The organism is Couchioplanes caeruleus (assembly GCF_003751945.1).
Classification (GTDB): Bacteria; Actinomycetota; Actinomycetes; order Mycobacteriales; family Micromonosporaceae; genus Actinoplanes; species Actinoplanes caeruleus.
Map to the genome: position 1 here is coordinate 5669290 of NZ_RJKL01000001.1, position 18652 is coordinate 5687941.

Genomic DNA, 18652 nt, shown 5'->3' on the forward strand with positions numbered 1-18652 from the left:
GCAGCGCCCCGCCGGTGACCGACGGGGCGCTGCTCATGGGCGGTGCGTCAGGGGCGGGGGAGCGCCGCCTCGATCAGGGCCGACTGCTCGGCCTCGTGCATCTTCGCCGAGCCGACCGCGGGTGCGGCCGCCGCCGGGCGGGAGATGCGGCGCAGGCGTACGCCCTCGAGATGCTCCAGGAGGTTGAGCGCCACGAAGGACCAGGCGCCCTGGTTGGCCGGCTCCTCCTGCACCCAGGCGAAGTCCTCGGCCTCGGGGAACTGGTTGAGCACGGCCTTGAGCTCCTCGACGGGCAGCGGGTGGATCTGCTCCATCCGGATGATCGCCGTATCGGTGATGCCGCGCTCGGCACGGGCCTGGAACAGGTCGTAGTAGACCTTGCCCGAGCAGAGCAGGACCCGCTTGACCGCCGAGGCGTCCAGCGGCGTGCCGTTGATCCCGGCGTCGCCCAGCACCGGCTGGAACGTGCCGTTGGTGAAGTCGGAGACCGACGACACCGCGAGCTTGTGGCGCAGCAGGGACTTGGGCGAGAAGACCACCAGCGGCTTGCGCTTGGTGGACAGCGCCTGGCGGCGCAGCAGGTGGAAGTAGTTGGCCGGGGTGGTCGGGTTGGCCACCCGCATGTTGTCCTGCGCGCAGAGCTGTAGGAACCGCTCCGGACGGCCGGACGAGTGGTCCGGGCCCTGGCCCTCCTGGCCGTGCGGGAGCAGCAGCACCAGCGACGACTGCTGGCCCCACTTCACCTCGCCGGAGGAGATGAACTCGTCGACGATCGACTGGGCGCCGTTGACGAAGTCGCCGAACTGGGCCTCCCAGAGGACCAGCGCGTCGGGGTTCTCCACCGAGTAGCCGTATTCGAAGCCCATGGCCGCGTACTCGCTGAGCAGCGAGTCGTGGACGAAGAAGCGGGCGTTGCCGGTGGCCAGCGTGGACAGCGGCAGGAAGTCGTCGCCGGTCTTGGCGTCGACGATCGAGGCGTGCCGGGAGGTGAAGGTGCCTCGGCGCGAGTCCTGGCCGGCGAGCCGGACGGTGACGCCCTGGGTGAGCAGCGAGCCGAAGGCGATCAGCTCGCCGAAGCCCCAGTCGATACCGCCCTCGGTGGCCATCTTGGCGCGCCGTTCGAGGAGCTGCTGCACGCGCTTGTGCGGGGTGAAGCCCTCGGGCAGCTCGATGTGCGCCTGGCCGATCGACTTGACCACGCTCGCGTCGACCGCGGTCTCCACCTGGGGCTCCGGCTCGTCGCCGGGAGCCGGGCGGACCCGCGGCGGGGATCCCGCCGTGTCGCGGGTCGCCTTGAAGACCTTCTCGAGCTGGGACTGGTAGTCGCGGAGTTGCTCCTGGGCGTCGTCCACGGTGATGTCGCCGCGGCCGATCAGCTCCTCGGTGTAGAGCTTGCGGACCGAGCGCTTGGTGTCGATGATCTGGTACATCCGCGGGTTGGTCATCGACGGGTCGTCGCCCTCGTTGTGGCCGCGGCGGCGGTAGCAGACGAGGTCGATGACGACGTCCTTGTTGAACGCCTGACGGTATTCGAAGGCCAGCTTGGCGACGCGGACGACGGCCTCGGGGTCGTCGCCGTTCACGTGGAAGATGGGCGCCTGGATCATGCGGGCCACGTCGGTCGAGTAGAGCGACGAGCGGCTGTACTCCGGGGCGGTGGTGAAGCCGACCTGGTTGTTGACCACGACGTGGACCGTGCCGCCGGTGCGGTAGCCACGCAGCTGGGAGAGGTTCAGCGTCTCGGCCACGACGCCCTGACCGGCGAACGCGGCGTCGCCGTGCACCAGCACCGGCAGCACCGTGTAGCCGTGCAGGCCCAGGTCGAGGCGGTCCTGCTTGGCGCGGACGATGCCCTCGAGCACCGGGTCGACGGCCTCGAGGTGGGACGGGTTGGCGACCACGCTGACGGTGGTGGAGTTCTCGCCGTCGGGCGTCGTGTACTTGCCCGTCTGGCCGAGGTGGTACTTCACGTCGCCCGAGCCGTGCGCCGACTTCGGGTCCATCTGACCCTCGAACTCGTTGAAGATTTTCTCGTACGGTTTGCCGACGATGTTCGCGAGCACGTTGAGCCGGCCGCGGTGGGCCATGCCGATGACCATCTCGTCGAGGCCCGCCTCGGCCGAGGACTGCAGGACGGCGTCGAGCAGCGGGATCAGCGACTCGCCGCCCTCGAGCGAGAAGCGCTTCTGCCCGACGTACTTGGTCTGCAGGAAGGTCTCGAACGCCTCGGCGGCGTTGAGCCGGTTGAGGACGTGCTTCTGCTCGTCCTGGTTCGGCTTGGTGTACTTGATCTCGATCCGGTCCTGGATCCAGCGCCGCTCCTCGGGGCCCTGGATGTGCATGTACTCGATGCCGACCCGGCGGCAGTACGTGTCGCGCAGCACGCCGAGCACGTCGCGCAGCCGCATCTTCTGCTTGCCGCCGAAGCCGCCCACCGGGAAGGTCCGGTCGAGGTCCCACAGGGTCAGCCCGTGCTGGAGCACGTCCAGGTCGGGGTGCCGGCGGATCTTGAACTCGAGCGGGTCGGTGTCGGCCATGAGGTGCCCGCGCACCCGGTACGCGTGGATCAGCTCGACCACCCGCGCGGCCTTGTCGATCTGCCCCTCGGAGGTCCGGGCGACGTCGCGCACCCAGCGCACGGGCTCGTACGGAATCCGCAGCGAGGTGAAGATGTCGTCGTAGAACGAGTGCTCGCCGAGCAGGAACTCGTGCATCGACTTGAGGAACTCGCCGGACTGCGCGCCCTGGATGACCCGGTGGTCGTAGGTGCTGGTCAGCGTGGTGACCTTGCTGACGCCGTGCTCGGTGAGGGTCTCGTCGGACATGCCCGAGTACGGAGCGGGGTACTCCATCGCGCCCACGCCGATGATCGCGCTCTGGCCGGTCATCAGCCGCGGGATGGAGTGCACGGTGCCGATGCCGCCGGGGTTGGTCAGCGAGATCGTCGTCCCGGCGTAGTCGTCCATGGTCAGCTCGTTGCGGCGGGCGCGCCGGACGATGTCCTCGTACGCCTGCCAGAACTGCCGGAAGTCGAGCTGCTCGCAGTTCTTGACCGAGGGCACGACGAGCGTGCGCGAGCCGTCCTTCTTGACGAGGTCGATGGCGATGCCGAGGTTGATGTGCTCCGGCTGCACGAGGGTGGGCTTGCCGTCGACCTCGGCGAAGGAGTTGTTCATCTCCGGGTGGGCCATGACCGAGCGGACCAGCGCCCAGCCGATGAGGTGGGTGAAGCTCACCTTGCCACCGCGGCCCCGGGCCAGGTGGTTGTTGATGACGATGCGGTTGTCCACCAGCAGCTTGGCCGGCACGGCGCGCACCGAGGTGGCGGTCGGCACCTCGAGGGAGGCGCCCATGTTCTGCACGATCTTGGCGGCGACGCCGCGCAGCGTGGTCACCTTCGCGTCGGCCGGGACGTTGCCGTTGGCGGCGGCCTTGGCGGGCGCCGGGGCGGCCTTCGTCGCGGCCGGCGCCGCCGCGGGGGCGGGCGCCGGAGCCGCGGCCGGCGCCGCCGGGACGGTCGGCTTCTCGGGCGCGACCGTCGCGGCGGCGGGTGCGTCGGTGCCGGCCTTGGCGGCGGTGGCCTTCGCGTTGGCGGCCGTGGCCTCGTCAGGCGTCGCGATCGAGCCCGCCGCCGTGGCCGGCTTGTAGTCGGCGAAGAAGTCGTGCCAGGCGGGGTCGACGCTCGTGGGGTCGGCCAGATACCGCTGGTACATCTCGTCGACGATCCACTCGTTGGGACCGAAGTCCGCGAGTGGATTCTCATGCGAAGTCTGCTGGGTCGACACTTCCGTGTTCGCCTCTTTCACCATGTTGTCAGCACGCGACGTTCGTCACAGAGCACGAAGGATTCGGCGTCAAGGCTACGCCGTGGCTTCGGCGTAACCGTTCGGACGTCCGGACTGTGACCTACGGTATGAGGCAGAAGTGGTCAGTGTGACCCGGCGGATACGTCAGGTGACGTCGCGCCGCTTCGCGATCCAGGTGCCGAACCCGCCTGCGAGCAGGGCGTAGCCGATCAGGATCGCCGCACCCACCCACCGCGGCGGATTGCCGGGCATCTCCGTGCCGGACACCATCAGATCGGATGCCATGGTCGGGACGAGGACCTGGAGCTTGCCGATCCCCTCGCCGAACCGCGAGACCAGCAGGAGGAAGAGGAGCGAGGCCCCGAAGGTGCCGATCACATACACCGAGCTCAGGGTGATCGTCGCGCCGAGCTGGCTGCGGATCAGGACGCCGGCGCCCACGCCGAGGATCGCCCAGAGCGCGTACGCCAGCGCGTTGAGCCCGATCGCCCGCCACACCGCCGGCTCGCCGAGCTGGACATCGACCTTGAGCAGGCCCAGCACGATCGGAGCGGCGACCAGGTTGAGGAGCGTGGTGACCAGCCAGAAGATCGATCCGAGGATGACGGACGCGACCAGCTTCGCCAGGATCACCGCCTCGCGACGCGGGGTCAGCAGGAACGTGGTGGTCGCGGTCTGGTGGAAGTACTCGTTGGTCACCACGATCGTGGCGAGCATGAGCACCATCAGCAGTCCCATGAACTGCCCGCTGGTGTAGAGGGTGCTGGCGATGTTCACGGGTTCGGCGGCCGCCACGATCTGGGCGGCTCCGTCGCCTTCCACCCCCTCGCCTGCGGTCATCTGCTGCAGCGAGTAGCTCTCGCCCCAGTTGTAGAGCACGGCGAGCACCCACAGCACCAGGGTGACGATCCCGAAGATCCACCACGTGTTGGTGGTGCGGATCTTGAGCAGTTCGGCTCGGACCAGGTTCATCGGATGCCCGCCTTTCCGGCCGTCAGTTGCAGGAACACCTGTTCCAGGTCGGCCTTCTCGCCGGTGAGCTCGTGCAGCTCGATCCCGGCGGTGAAGGCGATGTTGCCCACCCGCGCCGGGTCGAGGCCGGTCACCGACAGGGCGCCGTCGGGCAGGGCGGTGACGCCTGCCTGCTGCGCGGTGAGCGCCGCGGCCAGGTCGGCGGCACGCGGGCTGCGCACCCGGACCTGCGACAGCCCGGCCATCGAGCCGAGCACCTCGTCGACCGGACCCTGCCGGATGAGCTGACCCGCCGCGATGATCACGACGTCGTCGGCGAGCTGCTGCATCTCGGAGAGCAGGTGGCTGGAGACCAGCACCGTGCGCCCCTCGGAGGCGAGGAACTTGAGCAGGTCGCGCATCCAGCGGATGCCCTCGGGGTCGAGGCCGTTGGCGGGCTCGTCGAGGATCAGCACGCGCGGGTTGCCCAGAAGGGCCGCCGCGATGCCCAGCCGCTGCTTCATGCCCAGCGAGTAGCCCTTGAACTTGCGCTTCGCCGCCGAGTCCAGCCCGACTCGGGAGAGTGCCTGGTCGGCGGCCTCCCTCGGCAGTCCCGCGGCGGCACAGATGACCCGCAGGTGGTTGATGCCGGTGCGGCCCTTGTGCGCGCTGGACGCCTCGAGGACCGCGCCGACGTGGCGGATCGGGTCCTGAAGGTCGGCGTAGCGGACGCCGGAGAACGTGGCGGTGCCGGCCGTGGGCCGGACCAGGCCGAGCATCATCCGCAGGGTGGTGGTCTTGCCGGCGCCGTTGGGGCCGAGGAAGCCGGTCACCCGGCCGGGTCGCACGGTGAAGGACAGGTTGTCGACTGCCCGCAGTTTCTTGTATTGCTTGGTGAGCTGGGAGACGACGATCTCCCCTTGGCCGGCTGGCGCCACGTTGATCCTCCCCGTCGTTGAATAGATCAACTTACCGGTCGACGGCAATCCATGTAGCCCGTGCGCGCGCGAGCGCGGTGCCACCCTGGGCATACACGGTCGAATCGACCACGGCCTTGCGTCCCTCCGTGCTGACCGGGGCACCGACGACCACGCACCGGTCGCCGGGCGCGGGCAGGGCGTCGACCGCCACCGCGATCCGGCCGAGCACGAAGACGCGGCCCGTCTGCAGCGCGGACCAGCCACCCGGGCAGTCGAGCGCCGCCCACATCGTCGCGACCGTGACGTCCGGCGGGACCTCCCATGCGGCCGCCATCCGTCCGTCCGGCAGGGGGCCGGGGAAGATGCGCAGGCCGCCGGGGTGCTCCGGGCCGCAGACGTAGCAGCCGGGGAAGGGATGGTTCGAGAAACCGGGATAGGGACCCGCGTCGGCGGGCGTCGCGGGCGGCACCCCGGGACCGGCGTCGGCGTCCGCCGTCACCTCGGCGACGAGCGTGCCCGCCGGATCGAGCACCTTGGCCCCGGAGAGAGTCAGCGGGGTCTCCAGCGGCGGCGGCACGCGCAGGGTGACCTGGAAAGCCCGGCCGTCGGCGCCCGCGCCGGCCTCGACGGCGAAGGTGCCGGCGGACCAGCCGCCGTTGCCGGAACCGGGCGGACCGTTGAAGCGCGCGGGGATCAGCATGGCCAGACCATCTCACGCCGGTACGACAATGCGTTCACTTACCGGTCATCCGCCGCCTCCCGGTGCGCCACGCCCCCGGCAATCGCGAGCCCTACACAAGTCTCATGACGGTACTGATGACCGCCGCCGCCCCCACCGGGACCAGCGGCTATTCGCTCCTCATCGCCGACGACGCCACCCAGGTCGCGGCCGCGCAGCGCCTGCGCCACGACGTCTTCGCCACCGAGCTCGGCGCCACCCTGCGCGGCGCCACCCCCGACGGGCGGGACTGCGACGAGTTCGACGAGTTCTGCGACCACCTGATCGTGCGCGACGACGCGACCGGCGACGTGGTCGGCACCTACCGGATGATGACGCCGAGGGCCGCCGAGCGCGCCGGGCGCCGCTACGGCGACGGCGAATTCGTGATGAGCGGCCTGAGCCCGCTGCGCGACCAACTCGCGGAGACCGGCCGGTCCTGCGTGCACCCCGACCACCGCTCCGGCGCGGTGGTCAACCTCATGTGGGCCGGCATCGCCCGCTACCTGCACCTGCACAACCTGCGCTGGCTGGGCGGCTGCGCCTCGGTGCCGCTCGCCGACGGCGGTCACACCGCCGCCGGGGTCTGGGCCCGGGTACGCGACAAGCACCTGTCCCCGCCGGCGCTGCGGGTGCAGCCGCGCCGGGGCTGGCTTGCGGAGACCACGCTCGAGGGCGACGCCCGGGTGCAGCCGCCACCGCTGCTCAAGGGCTACCTGCGGCTGGGGAGCTGGGTGTGCGGCGAGCCCGCGTACGACCCGGACTTCGACTGTGCCGACTTCTACGTGCTGTTCTCGATGGATCGGATGGACCCCCGCTACCGGCGGCACTTCCTGGGAGCGACGCGATGACCTGGCAGCCGGTGTCGTCGTGCGGGCCGCGGTGCCGGCCGGGCGGGGACGACGCCGTGAGCGGGGTCGCCACGGTGGTGCGGTTGGGTGCCGCTGCCGCCGTACTCATCGGGGGATTGATCCTGGTGCCGCTGCTGCGCGGCGGCGCGGTCCGGAGCGTGGCCCGCGGCCTGCTCGCGGCTCTGGGGGTGCGGCTGGTGTGGCGCGGCCCCGTGCCCCGGGCGGGCAGTCTGCTCGTCGCCAATCACGTCTCCTGGCTGGACGTGCTGGCGTTGCTGGCCGTGGCGCCGGTCACGCTGGTCGCCAAGCGCGAGGTCGGCACCTGGCCAGCGGTGGGCGTGCTCGCCCGGGCGGCCGGCGCGATCTTCGTCGACCGGGCCCGGCCGAGGCGCCTGCCGGCGACCGTCGCGGAGGTCACCGCGGCGCTGCGGGCCGGTCGCTCGGTCGCGGTCTTCCCCGAGGGCACGACGTTCTGCGGCGCCGAGGGCGGCCGCTTCCGGCCCGCGGTGTTCCAGGCCGCGGTCGACGCGCGCGCCGCCGTGGTCCCGATCTCCATCCGGTACGGGTCCCCGTCGGCGTCCTTCATCGGCGACGACACGCTGTGGGCATCGGTACGCCGCGTCGCGGCCCTGCGGGGACTGACCGTGACCCTCGTCGGCGCCCCGGCGTTGCGTCCCGAGCCGGGTGCCGACCGGCGTTCCCTGGCCCGGGCGGCGCAGGCCTCCGCCGGAATCCGGGCCACGACCTTCGACCTTGCCGCATAGCGGTCTCACAGAAAACTTTCAGGCGGCGTGCAGCGCCGGCGCAGCGATCTGCGTGAAGATGGTGCCCATGGCCGCTACACAGACCCAGGGGAAGCAGAGCGAGGCGAAGCTTCTCGTCGTCGAGGACGACGCCAACATCCTCGAGCTGCTCTCCGCCAGCCTGCGCTTCGCCGGGTTCGACGTCAGCACCGCGACCAGCGGCAGCGCCGCGGTGAGCGCGGCCAAGAGCGCCACCCCCGACCTCGTCGTCCTGGACGTGATGCTGCCCGACCTCGACGGCTTCGAGGTCATCCGGCTCATGCGCGAGGGTGGCGCCCGCACGCCGGTCGTGTTCCTGACCGCCCGCGACGGCACCGACGACAAGATCCGCGGCCTCACCCTGGGCGGCGACGACTACGTGACCAAGCCGTTCAGCCTGGAGGAGCTGACGGCGCGCATCCGGGCCGTGCTGCGCCGCACGAACTCCGGCGACGAGGAGCCCTCGCGCCTGGTCTTCGCCGACCTCGAGCTCGACGAGGAGACGCACGAGGTCTACCGCGCGGGCCAGCGCGTGCAGCTCTCGCCGACGGAGTTCAAGCTGCTGCGTTACCTGATGCTCAACGCCAACCGGGTGCTTTCCAAGGCGCAGATCCTCGACCACGTGTGGAAGTACGACTTCCGGGGCGACGACAACATCGTGGAGTCGTACATCTCGTATCTGCGGCGCAAGGTGGACAACGTGCAGCCGCGCCTGATCCACACGCTCCGCGGCGTCGGGTACGTCCTGCGCAAACCCGCGGCCTGAGCCACCGGTGACCCTCACCGACCGGGTCCGCAGTCACGTCCCGCTGCAGACCGGGCTCCGCCGGGTGCCCCTGCGCACCAAGCTGGTCGCGTCCGTGCTCGTGCTGGTCTTCGCCGCGCTGACCCTCATCAGCGCCGCCTCGACCTACGCGCTGCACAGTTACATGATCGGCCGGCTGGACGCGCAGCTCATGCGGTTCACCGAGACCATCGACAGGCTGGACGACAACGAAGTCATCATCCTTCCCGCCGACTACTACTACAACCTGACCACCGTCGACGGGGTCGGCAGCCAGCGGCGGGAGAGGTACGATCCGTCGCTCCAGCCGGCGGAGCTTCCTCCCCTGGTGAAGGGGATCGACGAGGTCAACCGGCGCGTCGACGAGCCGTTCACCGTCAGCTCGGCGAACGGCGAGGTCCACTGGCGAATGCTGATCACCTACGTGGACGGCTCGGTGCAGCACGTCGGGCAGCGGTTGGTCGGGATCGACGACGCGATCTCCCGCCTCATCTGGGTGGACGTGCTCGTCGGGGCCGGGGTCCTCTTCGCCCTGGCCGCGATCGGCGCCGCCATCGTGCGGCAGAGCCTGATCCCGCTGCTGCAGATCGAGCGCACCGCCGCGGCCATCGCGGCCGGGGACCTCACCCAGCGGGTGCCCGATCCCGAGCCCGACGAGGGGGAGCCGCAGACCGAGCTGGGCCGGCTGTCCCGCGCGCTGAACGCGATGCTCGCTCAGATCGAGGCGGCCTTCACCGCCCGGGCGCTCTCCGAGACCGCCGCCCGGGCCGCGGAGTCGCAGGCCCGGGACGCCGCCGAGGCCGCCCGTGCCTCCGAGGCGCGGGCGGTGCGGTCCGAGTCGAAGATGCGGCAGTTCATCGCGGACGCCTCGCACGAGCTGCGGACGCCGCTGACGTCCATCCGCGGGTTCGCCGAGCTCTACCGCCAGGGCGCGGTGGCCGCCCCTGAGGACACGGCCCGCATCCTGCGCCGGATCGAGGACGAGGCCGCCCGAATGGGCCTGCTCGTGGAGGACCTGCTGCTGCTCGCCCGGCTGGACCGGGAGCGGCCGGTCACCCTCGCCCCGGTGGAGCTTCCTGTGCTCGCGCTGGACGCCGTGCAGGCCGCGCAGGCCACCGCGCCCGACCGGACGATCGAGCTCGACGTGCGCGACGAGCCGGAGCGGCTGATCGCGTACGGGGACGACGCGCGGCTGCGGCAGGTGATCGGCAACCTCATGACCAACGCCCTCGTGCACACGCCGCCGGACGCCTCCGTGAAGCTGTCGCTGATGAGCGCGCCGGGCGACCAGGTCGTGATCGAGATCGCCGACACCGGCCCCGGACTCAAGCCTGAGCAGCGCGAACACGTCTTCGAGCGGTTCTACCGGGCGGACGAGGCGAGGACCCGGCGCACCGACCGGGACGCCACCGGCACGGGCCTCGGCCTGGCCATCGTGGCGGCGATCGTCCGGGCACACCGCGGCACCGTGGAGGTCATCAGCGAACCCGGTCAGGGTGCCACGTTCCGGGTGTCGCTGCCCGCTCTCGTTCCCGACGAGTCCTGATTTTTCCGGCTTCGTCATTCACAGAAAACCTTCAGGGCCAGCACAGGTCTGTCGGAGCGCTCCAGGGCAATGTTGTCCGTATGAACGAGCACGAGACCAACCCGCAGCGGCACGAGAGCACCTCGCCCGAGGAGCCGTCGCACCGGCCCGCGGACGCCTCCCCCGCAGGCAGCAGCCCGGAGCGGGGAGAGTCCGACACGACGGTTCAGCAGCCCGCGCTGAACCCGCTGGCGTCCTTGCAGCCCCAGCCCCAGCCCCACTCCGCCCCGCCTGCGCCGCCGGCACCGCCGCACCCCGGAGTGACCCACCCGGGCGTGGCGCAGCAGTGGACCGGCTCGCCGTGGCAGGCCGGGGCGCCGTACGGCCAGCCACATCCTGGCCAGCAGTACCCGCCGCAGCCCGGGCAGCCGGCGTTCGGCCACCCGCATCCCGGCCAGCCGCATCCCGGCCAGCCGCATCCCGGCCAGCCGCATCCCGGCCAGCCGCATCCCGGCCAGCCTCAGTCCGGCCAGCCTCAGCCCGGGGCCGAGGGGACGTGGCAGCCCGGCTCGGGCGCGCCGATCTGGGCGACCGCGGTCGGCACCGAGCCGCCGCGTGACCCGGCGCGCGCCGGTCGCAGCCGCCGGATCCTCGCCGCCGGTGCCGCCGCCGTGGTGATCGCCCTCGGCGCGGGCGGTGTCGGTGCCGCCGCGGCGCTCGCCCTGGACGACGGCAACGGCACGGCCACCGTGCAGAGCAGCAACGCCTCGGTCACCCGGGTCGTCGACCGGTCCTCGCTCGCGCAGATCGTCGCCGCGGTGAAGGACAGCGTCGTCTCGATCAAGACGCAGAACGGTGAGGGTTCCGGCGTCGTCCTCAACGGCGAGGGCTTCATCGTCACCAACAACCACGTGGTCGCCACGGCGCAGGGCGGCGCGGTCACGGTCATCTTCGCGGACGGCACGCAGGCGGACGGCAAGGTCACCGGCACCGACCCGCGTACGGACCTCGCCGTGGTCAAGGTCGAGGGCGTCGACGGCCTCAAGCCCGCCACGCTCGGCTCCAGCGCCGACATGCAGGTGGGCGACACCGTGCTCGCGCTGGGCAGCCCGCTGGGCCTGGAGGGGTCGGTCACCGAGGGCATCATCAGCGCCAAGGACCGCACCATCCGGGCCGGCGGCAACGAGGACCAGGCGCCCCAGAACCCGTTCGGCGGGCAACAGCAGCAGTCGGGCGCGACGTCGATGTCCGGCCTGCTGCAGACCGACGCCCCGATCAACCCGGGCAACTCGGGCGGCGCGCTGGTGAACACCAACGGGCACGTCATCGGCATCAACTCGGCCATCGCGACCTCGGGCGCCGGATCCGGCAGCATCGGCCTGGGCTTCGCCATCCCGAGCGACAAGGTGAAGACCGTCGCCGCGGCCCTGATGAAGGGCGAGAAGGTGAGCCACCCGGCGCTGGGTGTCAGCGTCAACCCGGCCGAGGGCGGCGGCGCCCTGGTCGGCCTGGTGAGCCCGAACAGCGCGGCGGCCAAGGCCGGGATCGAGCGGGGCGACGTCATCAAGTCGGTGAACGGCAAGGCGATCAACGACTCCGACGACCTGGTGGCCATCATCCAGGCCGGCAAGGTCGGCGACACCGTCTCCATCACCTTCACCCGCAACGGACAGGAGCAGAAGGTCAACGCCACGCTGGCCGAGGCCTCCTGACCCACAGCCACGCGGTGCCGTCCGGGCCATCGGGCGGCACCACCTCCCCAGGCGGTGGGTGGTCGTGACCAAGGGGGTTGGTCACGACCACCCACCGCACCTTTCATGTCCACTCTGTGCGCTATCGGGCGACGAGCGGCAAATCGGGGGCTCGCGTTCGGCCCGGCGAACCGCCTACTCTCCATTCGCCATAGCGAAGTGGAAGGCCGACCTGAGTGACCTACGTCGAGACCCGGATGAGCGTCTGGGAAGCCCTGGCCGGGCGTGCGCCGGGTGAGCCGCTCGGTCCCGCCGATCCCGGGCTCTGGCACGCCGTCGTCGACCGGATCAACCCGGCTCGCGCCAAGCCCGTGCTGCGCGCGGGGATCGAGTGCGCGGAGCTGACCAGCGTGCGCGGCAGCACGTACGTGATGCTGCGCTCGCCCGATCAGGCCGGCCGCGCCTGCTACTTACGGCTTACCCCGGAAGAGTGGCAACTCGCGCAACTCATGAACGGCACGCACACGGTGGCCCGCCTGGTCGCCGAGTTCGCCCGTATCGCCGGGCGGCTCGCGCCCGACCAGGTCCGCCGCGTCGTCGCCGACCTGGCCGGCAACCGGATGCTCGACGAGCTGCCGGTGGACGCCTTCCGCCCGCTGCAGGAGCTCGACCGCAAGCCGCTGCCCAAGCGGGTCGGCAGCAGCCTGCTCGCCGCCGCGCGCGGCCGTCGGATGCTCGTCGTCGACATCGACCGGGTCATCACCGCGGTCTATCGCGGCGGCGGCCGGTTGCTCTTCACCCGGGCGGCCGCGATCGCGATGGCGGTGCTGGCCGTGGCCGGCCTCGCGCTGTTCGTGGCCACGTGGTGGCGCGGGAGCCAGGCGGTGTTCCTGACCGGCGGGTCGTACCTGCTCGGCGCGGTCGTCCTGCTGCTGCTCAACGTGCTCGCCCTGGCCAGTCACGAGCTCGGGCACGCCCTGGCGACCAAGCACGCCGGGCGGGAGGTGCCCGCCGCCGGTTTCCTGGTCTTCTTCGGCATCCCGTCGGTGTTCGTGGACACCACCGACGTGTGGATGGCCGGGCGGCGCTCGCGCATGCTGGTCACCGCGGCCGGCCCCGCGACCGGACTCGTCCTGGCCGGCTCCCTGCAGCTCGTCGGGCTCGCCGTTCCCGCCCTGGCCCCGCTCGCCTTCAAGCTGGCCTTCGCCTGGTATCTGAACGCGCTGTTCAACCTCAACCCGCTCCTGGCGCTGGACGGCTACTACCTGCTGATGGACTGGCTGGAGATCCCCAACCTGCGCGGCCGGGGTCTCGCCTGGGTGTCCAGTCGGCTGCGCGGGCGCCCGCCGGCGTGGAGTGGACTGGACCGGGAGGGCCGCCTCGTCGCGCTCTACGGCATCCTCGCGGTGCTGTGGCTGGCTGTCGCGGTCAACCTCGCCTACCGGATCTGGGCCGATCGGGTGGCGGGCCTCGTCACCGGTTTGTGGCACAGCGGCCTCGGCGGCAAGACGCTGCTCATCCTCGTCGTGGTGGGACTCTGCGCCCCGCTGGTCCATCTGGGCGTCTCCGCGCTGGCCCGCTGGTGGCGCCGGGCGCGCCTGCGGGCGAGCGAGAAGGAGCGCGAGGCCGACGCTCCGCGGCGGCTGGCCGCCCTGCGCAACTCCGACCTGGCCGGCCTGAGCACCCAGGCGCTGACCGAGCTCGCCGTGCAGGCCCACTGGGTGCGCCCACCGTCGGGCACCCCGATGGTCCTGGCGGGCGGCGCGCAGCACTCCGTGTACGTCGTCGTCGACGGTGCGATGCAGGCCCGCAGGCCGGGCGACCCCGGCGGCACGATCCGCCACCACGTCGGCGCCGGCGGCGTCGTCGGCCTGGCCACCGCGCTCACCGGCCGGGCCTCGGCGCTGGATTGGCACACCGCCGGCACCACGCTGCTCTCCGTTCCCTCGGCGGCCGTCGCGAGCGTGGTCGGACCGCTGCCGGGACCGCCGCCGGCCGACCGCGCCGAGGCCGAGGCGCTCTTCGCCGACACGCCGGCCCTCGCCGGGCTGGCCGGGGACGAGCGCCTCGCGCTGATCGCCTCGGCGCACCCCGTCGATCTCGAGCCCGGTGCGCCGGTCGTCCTGCCCGGCCCGACCCACGCGGTCGTCGTCGAGTCCGGCGTGATCGCCATGCCGGACGGGGTCGAGCTGCGCCGCGGCACGCTCATCGGGCCGGTCGGGGACGGCAGCCCGGGCGAGGTCGCGCAGACGCGGACGCCCGCCCGCCTGTGGATCGTCCCCGACGCCGCCGACCTTCCGCCGCTGGTCGGCGCGCCGACCCGCCTGGCCGGGCCGGAGACGGGCCGAGCCGGGGCCGCCACCGGCGTGCACTCCGCCGGGGTCTACCCGCCGCTCGCGGCACCGCCCGGGCCGCCGGATGGCACCGAGGACCCCGATGTGGACCGCCGCTTCGAGCGGCGCCTGTGGTGGCTGGTCCTGCTGCTGCTCCTGCTCTCGCTCCTGATGACGGCGATGAACCTCCTGCCCGGGCCGGCCTGGGCCGAGATGCCGACCGACCGGGTGCTGCTCAGCTCCGACCGGGGCACGGTGACCGCCACGATCGACGGCCGGCCGGTGCGCCTCGCCGCGGGCGACCGCCGCTACGTCGCCCGGGGCACGCGCATCGAGGTGCCGGTCAAGGCTGCCGGACGGCTGACCTTCCAGGGCGGCTCGGCGAGCCTGCTCTGCCCGGGCACGCAGGTCGAGGTCGGCACGCTCGTCACCGACGCCGGGCGCCGACGGGTGCCGCACGGCGGGCTCAGCGTCCAGGCCGGTCGGGTGCTCGCCGACACCGGCAGCACCAGCGGGGCGTACGAGCCGCTCAGCCTGACCGTGGCGCGTCCGGGCGCCGGTGACGTCACCAACAACGGCGCGGCGTGGTTCGCGGTCGGCCCGGACGCGGTCAGCGTCGCCACCGGCCGGGTCTACATCGCGGGTACCCCGGAGATGGCCGCCACGACGTCGCTGAGCTGTGGCGACGGCGTACCCGTGCCGCCTCCGGCCGGATCGCCCAGCCAGACGCCCGACGATGAGCCCTCCGAGACGCCGTCCGAGGTGCCGTCGCCGTCGCCGAGCGCGACCCCGCCCACGGAGGCGACGACCGTGCCGCTGCCGCCGACCGTTCCGGTGCCGCCGGGCGGGCCGAACCAGCCGCCGGCGACCGCGGATCCGACGACGCGGCCCACGCTGAGGCCGCCGCCGCCCGGAACGGGGCCCAGCCGGCCGTCCACGGAGCCCGAGGACCCGCCGTCGAATCCTCAGACGCCGCCGTCGCGGCCGCAGGATCCGCCGTCGGAGCCTGCGACGCCGCCGTCGCCGCCGCAAGATCCGCCGACGCGGCCTCAGGAGCCTCCGTCCGAGCCGCCGCCCCCACCCGTGATCGACCTGCCCCCACCTGTGATCGAACTGCCCCCACCCGTGATTGGATGAACCGTGCTCTGTTTCTTCTGCGCCAAGGCGGCGCGTGGCAGTTGCCGGTTCTGCGGGCGCGGCGTGTGCGAGGACCACGCCCGCTTCGGTCCGTACCTGCTGCAGGTCAGCCGCTCGGCCAGCCGGGACCGGGCCGAGGCGCTGGTGGTGGAGGACGCCGTGCAGTGCGGCACCTGCCACCCCCGGCCCCAGCCGGTCGCCATGCCCGAGCTGGACTGATGGCCTGACCGAGGGATGGCCGGGCTGGACTCCACCGCCTAACTTGAGCACATGAGCGATTTCGACGCCGTGCTGGAGCGGTTGCTCACCGACCCGGCCTTCCAAGCCCAGCTCGCCCGCGATCCGGGCGGCGCGCTGGCCGGTTACACCCTGGATTCCGGTGAGGTCGAGCTCCTGCACCAGCAGGTCGCGGCCGATCCGGGGGCCTCGCAGGCCGCGGTCGAGGACCGGGTCAGCAAGTCCAGCACCTTCGGGCTCTTCGGCTCCTTCGGCGGCATCGGCGCGCTCACCGACAATGTCGGGTCGCAGTCCGGCCCGCAGCCCGTGGCGGTGCCCGCCGACGGCGCGGCCGGGATCGGTCCGGGCACCGGCAGTGCCGACCCGTGGTCGGCCTTCGGCGCGGCGGCCGGCCAGGTCGCGCACGGGGTCGCCGGGCAGCCGGCGACCGAGGGATTCGGCGCCGCGCCGGGTGCCTGGGGGACCGGCGGTGGCGTGCCGGCGCAGTCGGGCCTCGGGTCCGCGCCCGGCCTCGACGCCGGCCCGTCTGCCGTCTCGGGCTTCGGTGACGCCCCGCACGGCCGGGCGCAGGCCGAGGAACTGCGAGCGCCGAAGGGGTACGTCAACCGGGTCGACGCGGACGGCGACGGCCGGATCGACGAGGCGACCTACCGCGGTCACCGCGGCGGGGGCGCGGAGGTCCTGGTCGACCTGAACGGCGACGGGAAGACCGACTTCATCGGCGTCGACAAGGACCTCGACCGCATCGTGGACTACGCCGACTACGACAACGACCACGACGGCAAGTTCGAGGAACGCATGTACGACGACGACGGCGACGGCTGGCTGGATCGCTCCGTCCGCCGCTAGCTCACTGGGCGGGCAGCACCTCCGGGCCGGTCAGGACGTCCTGCGAGGCCCGGGCCGTGGCACGCAGCTCGGCGTCGTGCGCGGCCATCGCCTCCTGGCGGCCCGGCTCCTCGCGGAGTATCGCGCAGTTCAGCCACTCGTCGGGGATGCCGAACGCGTCGACCAGCGTGACCATGGCCGGGCGCAGCTCCTTGAGCAGGTCGTTGACCATCGCGGTGATGGCCTTGGACCGGGCCGGGGTGAGGCGTCCGTGCTCGAGGAACCAGCCCTTGTCGGACTCGATGGTGCTCAGCGCGTACAGGTCGCAGACCCGGGACAGCAGCCGCCTCGCGGCCGGGTCGGTGGTGCGCTCGATGCCCGCGACCAGCGCCTCCAGCGCCACCCGGTCGATGTGCGCGGTGGCGGTCTTCAGTACGTGGTCCTGCACGTCGTTGAAGATGTCGAACGGACGGTCCTTCTTGGTGGCCGAGCCTGCGCGCAACCGCCGGATCGCGCTTTCCAGCAGGTGCCGCTCCCGGTCCTCGAACATCCTGAGGTGCCAGCCGCGGTCGCCGAGCGCGACCTCCTCGTCCCGCCCCGGCACGGCGCTCACCAGCCGCTGGATCAGCGACCGGGCCGCCGTACGCTCCAGCACCACCTCGCGCACCTGCTCGGCGACGAACGTCGCCCGCCCCCAGCCGTCGAGCGAGCCGAACGCGTCCCGGTATCCGGTGAGCAGGCCCTTGGCGACGAGCTGCAGCAGGACGGTGTTGTCGCCCTCGAAGGTGGTGAAGACGTCAGTGTCGGCCTTGAGCGCGGGTAACCGGTTCTCCGCCAGGTAGCCCGCGCCGCCGCAGGCCTCGCGGCAGGCCTGGATGGTCCGGGTGGCATGCCAGGTGTGCGCGGCCTTGAGGCCGGCCGCCCGGGACTCGAGCTCCCGCTGCCGGTGCTCGTCGACCGGGCCGGTGGCGGTCTGCGCGTCGTGCAGCGCGCTGACCAGCTCCTCCTGTGCGAAGTGCAGGGCGTAGGTGGTGGCCAGCGCCGGCAGGAGCTTGCGCTGGTGCGCCAGGTAGTCGTTGAGGACGATCTCGCGCTCCGCGCCGGGCTCGGCGAACTGGCGGCGGGCATCGCCGTAGCGGACGGCGATCGTCAGGGCGCTCTTGGCGGCCGACGACGCCGCGCCGCCGACGGCGACCCGGCCGCGGACCAGGGTGCCCAGCATGGTGAAGAAGCGGCGGGTGTCGCCCGGGATCGGGCTGGTGTAGGCGCCGTCCGGGGCGACCTGGCCGTACCGGTCCAGCAGCATCTCCCGGGGGACCGTCACGTGGTCGAAGGTCAACCGGCCGTTGTCCACACCGAGCAGACCCGCCTTGGGGCCGGCGTCGCCGATGGTCACGCCGGGCATCGCGGCGCCGTCGTCGTCGCGGATCGGCACCAGCCAGGCGTGTACGCCGTGGCTGCGGCCGTGGGTGACGAGCTGGGCGAAGACCACCGCCATCCGGCCGTCGCGGGCCGCGTTGCCGATGTAGTCCTTGCGGGCCGCCGGGTGCGGGGTGTGCAGGTCGAACGTCTGTGTGTCGGGGTCGTACGTGCACGTGGTGCGCAACTGCTGGACGTCGGAGCCGTGGCCGGTCTCCGTCATGGCGAAGCAGCCCATCAGGTTCGCCGAGATGATGTCGCGCAGGTAGGCGTCGTGGTGGCGGCGGGTGCCCAGGGCTACTACCGCGCCGCCGAACAGGCCCCACTGCACGCCCGCCTTGACCATCAGCGACAGGTCGAGGTGGGCGAGCATCTCCCCGCCGACCATCGTCGCGCCGGGATCGGCGGCGCCGCCGTACTCGACGGGAAAGGCCGCCGTGACGCCGAGATCGGTCGGAAGCTCCCTGAGCAGCCGGCTGACCCGGTCGCGGGCCTGTTCGCCGCTCTCGCCGTAGACCGGGAGGAACTTGTCGTCGATGCGCTCGCGTGCGGATTTCCGGATGTGCGCCCAACGGCCGTCGAGCACCTCCCGCAGGCGAGCGGGGTCGACGGGGCCGGCGTGAGAACGGGACATGGTGGTCACGGTACAACCTGTACCCAGATTCGGGTA

13 protein-coding genes are annotated in these 18652 nt (G+C 72.2%); 8 read left to right on the plus strand and 5 right to left on the minus strand.

Annotated features, from left to right (window positions below; translation table 11 throughout):
- Positions 1–47: 47 nt before the first annotated feature.
- From EDD30_RS25370 to EDD30_RS25385, 4 genes are all read right to left on the minus strand, one after another.
- A complete protein-coding gene (locus EDD30_RS25370) occupies positions 48–3785 on the minus strand; it encodes a multifunctional oxoglutarate decarboxylase/oxoglutarate dehydrogenase thiamine pyrophosphate-binding subunit/dihydrolipoyllysine-residue succinyltransferase subunit (protein WP_123678869.1) in 3738 nt (1245 codons plus the stop codon).
- A gap of 165 nt (positions 3786–3950) precedes the next feature.
- Positions 3951–4778 carry an ABC transporter permease subunit gene (locus EDD30_RS25375; RefSeq protein WP_071807938.1) on the minus strand — a complete coding sequence of 276 codons (828 nt, stop codon included), beginning with the start codon at positions 4776–4778 and terminating at the stop codon, positions 3951–3953.
- Complete coding sequence (locus tag EDD30_RS25380) at positions 4775–5695, minus strand: ABC transporter ATP-binding protein (protein ID WP_244945398.1); 921 nt, start codon at positions 5693–5695, stop codon at positions 4775–4777. Before EDD30_RS25380 ends, EDD30_RS25375 begins: the two co-directional genes overlap by 4 nt.
- Positions 5696–5726: 31 nt before the next feature.
- The gene (locus tag EDD30_RS25385) at positions 5727–6377 is read right to left on the minus strand and encodes a hotdog family protein (protein WP_071807939.1); all 651 of its coding nucleotides are present in this window, start codon (positions 6375–6377) and stop codon (positions 5727–5729) included.
- 104 nt (positions 6378–6481) lie between these two features.
- Here EDD30_RS25385 and EDD30_RS25390 point away from each other — a divergent pair, with 104 nt between their 5' ends.
- From EDD30_RS25390 to EDD30_RS25425, 8 genes are all read left to right on the plus strand, one after another.
- Complete coding sequence (locus tag EDD30_RS25390; RefSeq protein ID WP_071807940.1) at positions 6482–7246, plus strand: GNAT family N-acetyltransferase; 765 nt, start codon at positions 6482–6484, stop codon at positions 7244–7246.
- Complete coding sequence (locus tag EDD30_RS25395) at positions 7243–8010, plus strand: lysophospholipid acyltransferase family protein (RefSeq protein WP_071807941.1); 768 nt, start codon at positions 7243–7245, stop codon at positions 8008–8010. Before EDD30_RS25390 ends, EDD30_RS25395 begins: the two co-directional genes overlap by 4 nt.
- Positions 8011–8077: 67 nt before the next feature.
- Entirely contained in the window at positions 8078–8794 is a 717-nt protein-coding gene (locus tag EDD30_RS25400; protein WP_071807942.1) for a response regulator transcription factor, read from the plus strand.
- A 7-nt stretch (positions 8795–8801) separates the two neighbouring features.
- Positions 8802–10358: a sensor histidine kinase gene (locus tag EDD30_RS25405; protein WP_084556937.1), complete on the plus strand. Its 1557-nt coding sequence runs from the start codon at positions 8802–8804 to the stop codon at positions 10356–10358.
- Between the two features lie 80 nt (positions 10359–10438).
- Positions 10439–12049 (plus strand): trypsin-like peptidase domain-containing protein, encoded by a 1611-nt coding sequence (locus EDD30_RS25410; protein WP_071807943.1) that lies wholly within the window; start codon positions 10439–10441, stop codon positions 12047–12049.
- Between the two features lie 215 nt (positions 12050–12264).
- A complete protein-coding gene (locus EDD30_RS25415; RefSeq protein ID WP_211353758.1) occupies positions 12265–15498 on the plus strand; it encodes a cyclic nucleotide-binding protein in 3234 nt (1077 codons plus the stop codon).
- 3 nt (positions 15499–15501) lie between these two features.
- Positions 15502–15717 (plus strand): hypothetical protein, encoded by a 216-nt coding sequence (locus tag EDD30_RS25420; RefSeq protein ID WP_071808714.1) that lies wholly within the window; start codon positions 15502–15504, stop codon positions 15715–15717.
- A 51-nt stretch (positions 15718–15768) separates the two neighbouring features.
- On the plus strand, positions 15769–16584 hold the full coding sequence (locus EDD30_RS25425) for a hypothetical protein (protein WP_071808713.1): 816 nt from the start codon (positions 15769–15771) through the stop codon (positions 16582–16584).
- Position 16585: 1 nt separating this feature from the next.
- Here the strand turns inward: EDD30_RS25425 and EDD30_RS25430 are convergent, their stop codons facing one another.
- On the minus strand, positions 16586–18616 hold the full coding sequence (locus EDD30_RS25430) for an acyl-CoA dehydrogenase family protein (protein ID WP_071808721.1): 2031 nt from the start codon (positions 18614–18616) through the stop codon (positions 16586–16588).
- Positions 18617–18652 lie beyond the last annotated feature (36 nt).

Bases quoted from the DNA above. Each gene is read 5' to 3' on its own strand.
- EDD30_RS25400 (WP_071807942.1), top strand. From the start codon at position 8,078: ATGGCCGCTACACAGACCCAGGGGAAGCAGAGCGAGGCGAAGCTTCTC.
- EDD30_RS25430 (WP_071808721.1), bottom strand. From the start codon at position 18,616: ATGTCCCGTTCTCACGCCGGCCCCGTCGACCCCGCTCGCCTGCGGGAG.
- EDD30_RS25375 (WP_071807938.1), bottom strand. From the start codon at position 4,778: ATGAACCTGGTCCGAGCCGAACTGCTCAAGATCCGCACCACCAACACG.
- EDD30_RS25410 (WP_071807943.1), top strand. From the start codon at position 10,439: ATGAACGAGCACGAGACCAACCCGCAGCGGCACGAGAGCACCTCGCCC.
- EDD30_RS25395 (WP_071807941.1), top strand. From the start codon at position 7,243: ATGACCTGGCAGCCGGTGTCGTCGTGCGGGCCGCGGTGCCGGCCGGGC.
- EDD30_RS25425 (WP_071808713.1), top strand. From the start codon at position 15,769: ATGAGCGATTTCGACGCCGTGCTGGAGCGGTTGCTCACCGACCCGGCC.
- EDD30_RS25385 (WP_071807939.1), bottom strand. From the start codon at position 6,377: ATGCTGATCCCCGCGCGCTTCAACGGTCCGCCCGGTTCCGGCAACGGC.
- EDD30_RS25390 (WP_071807940.1), top strand. From the start codon at position 6,482: ATGACGGTACTGATGACCGCCGCCGCCCCCACCGGGACCAGCGGCTAT.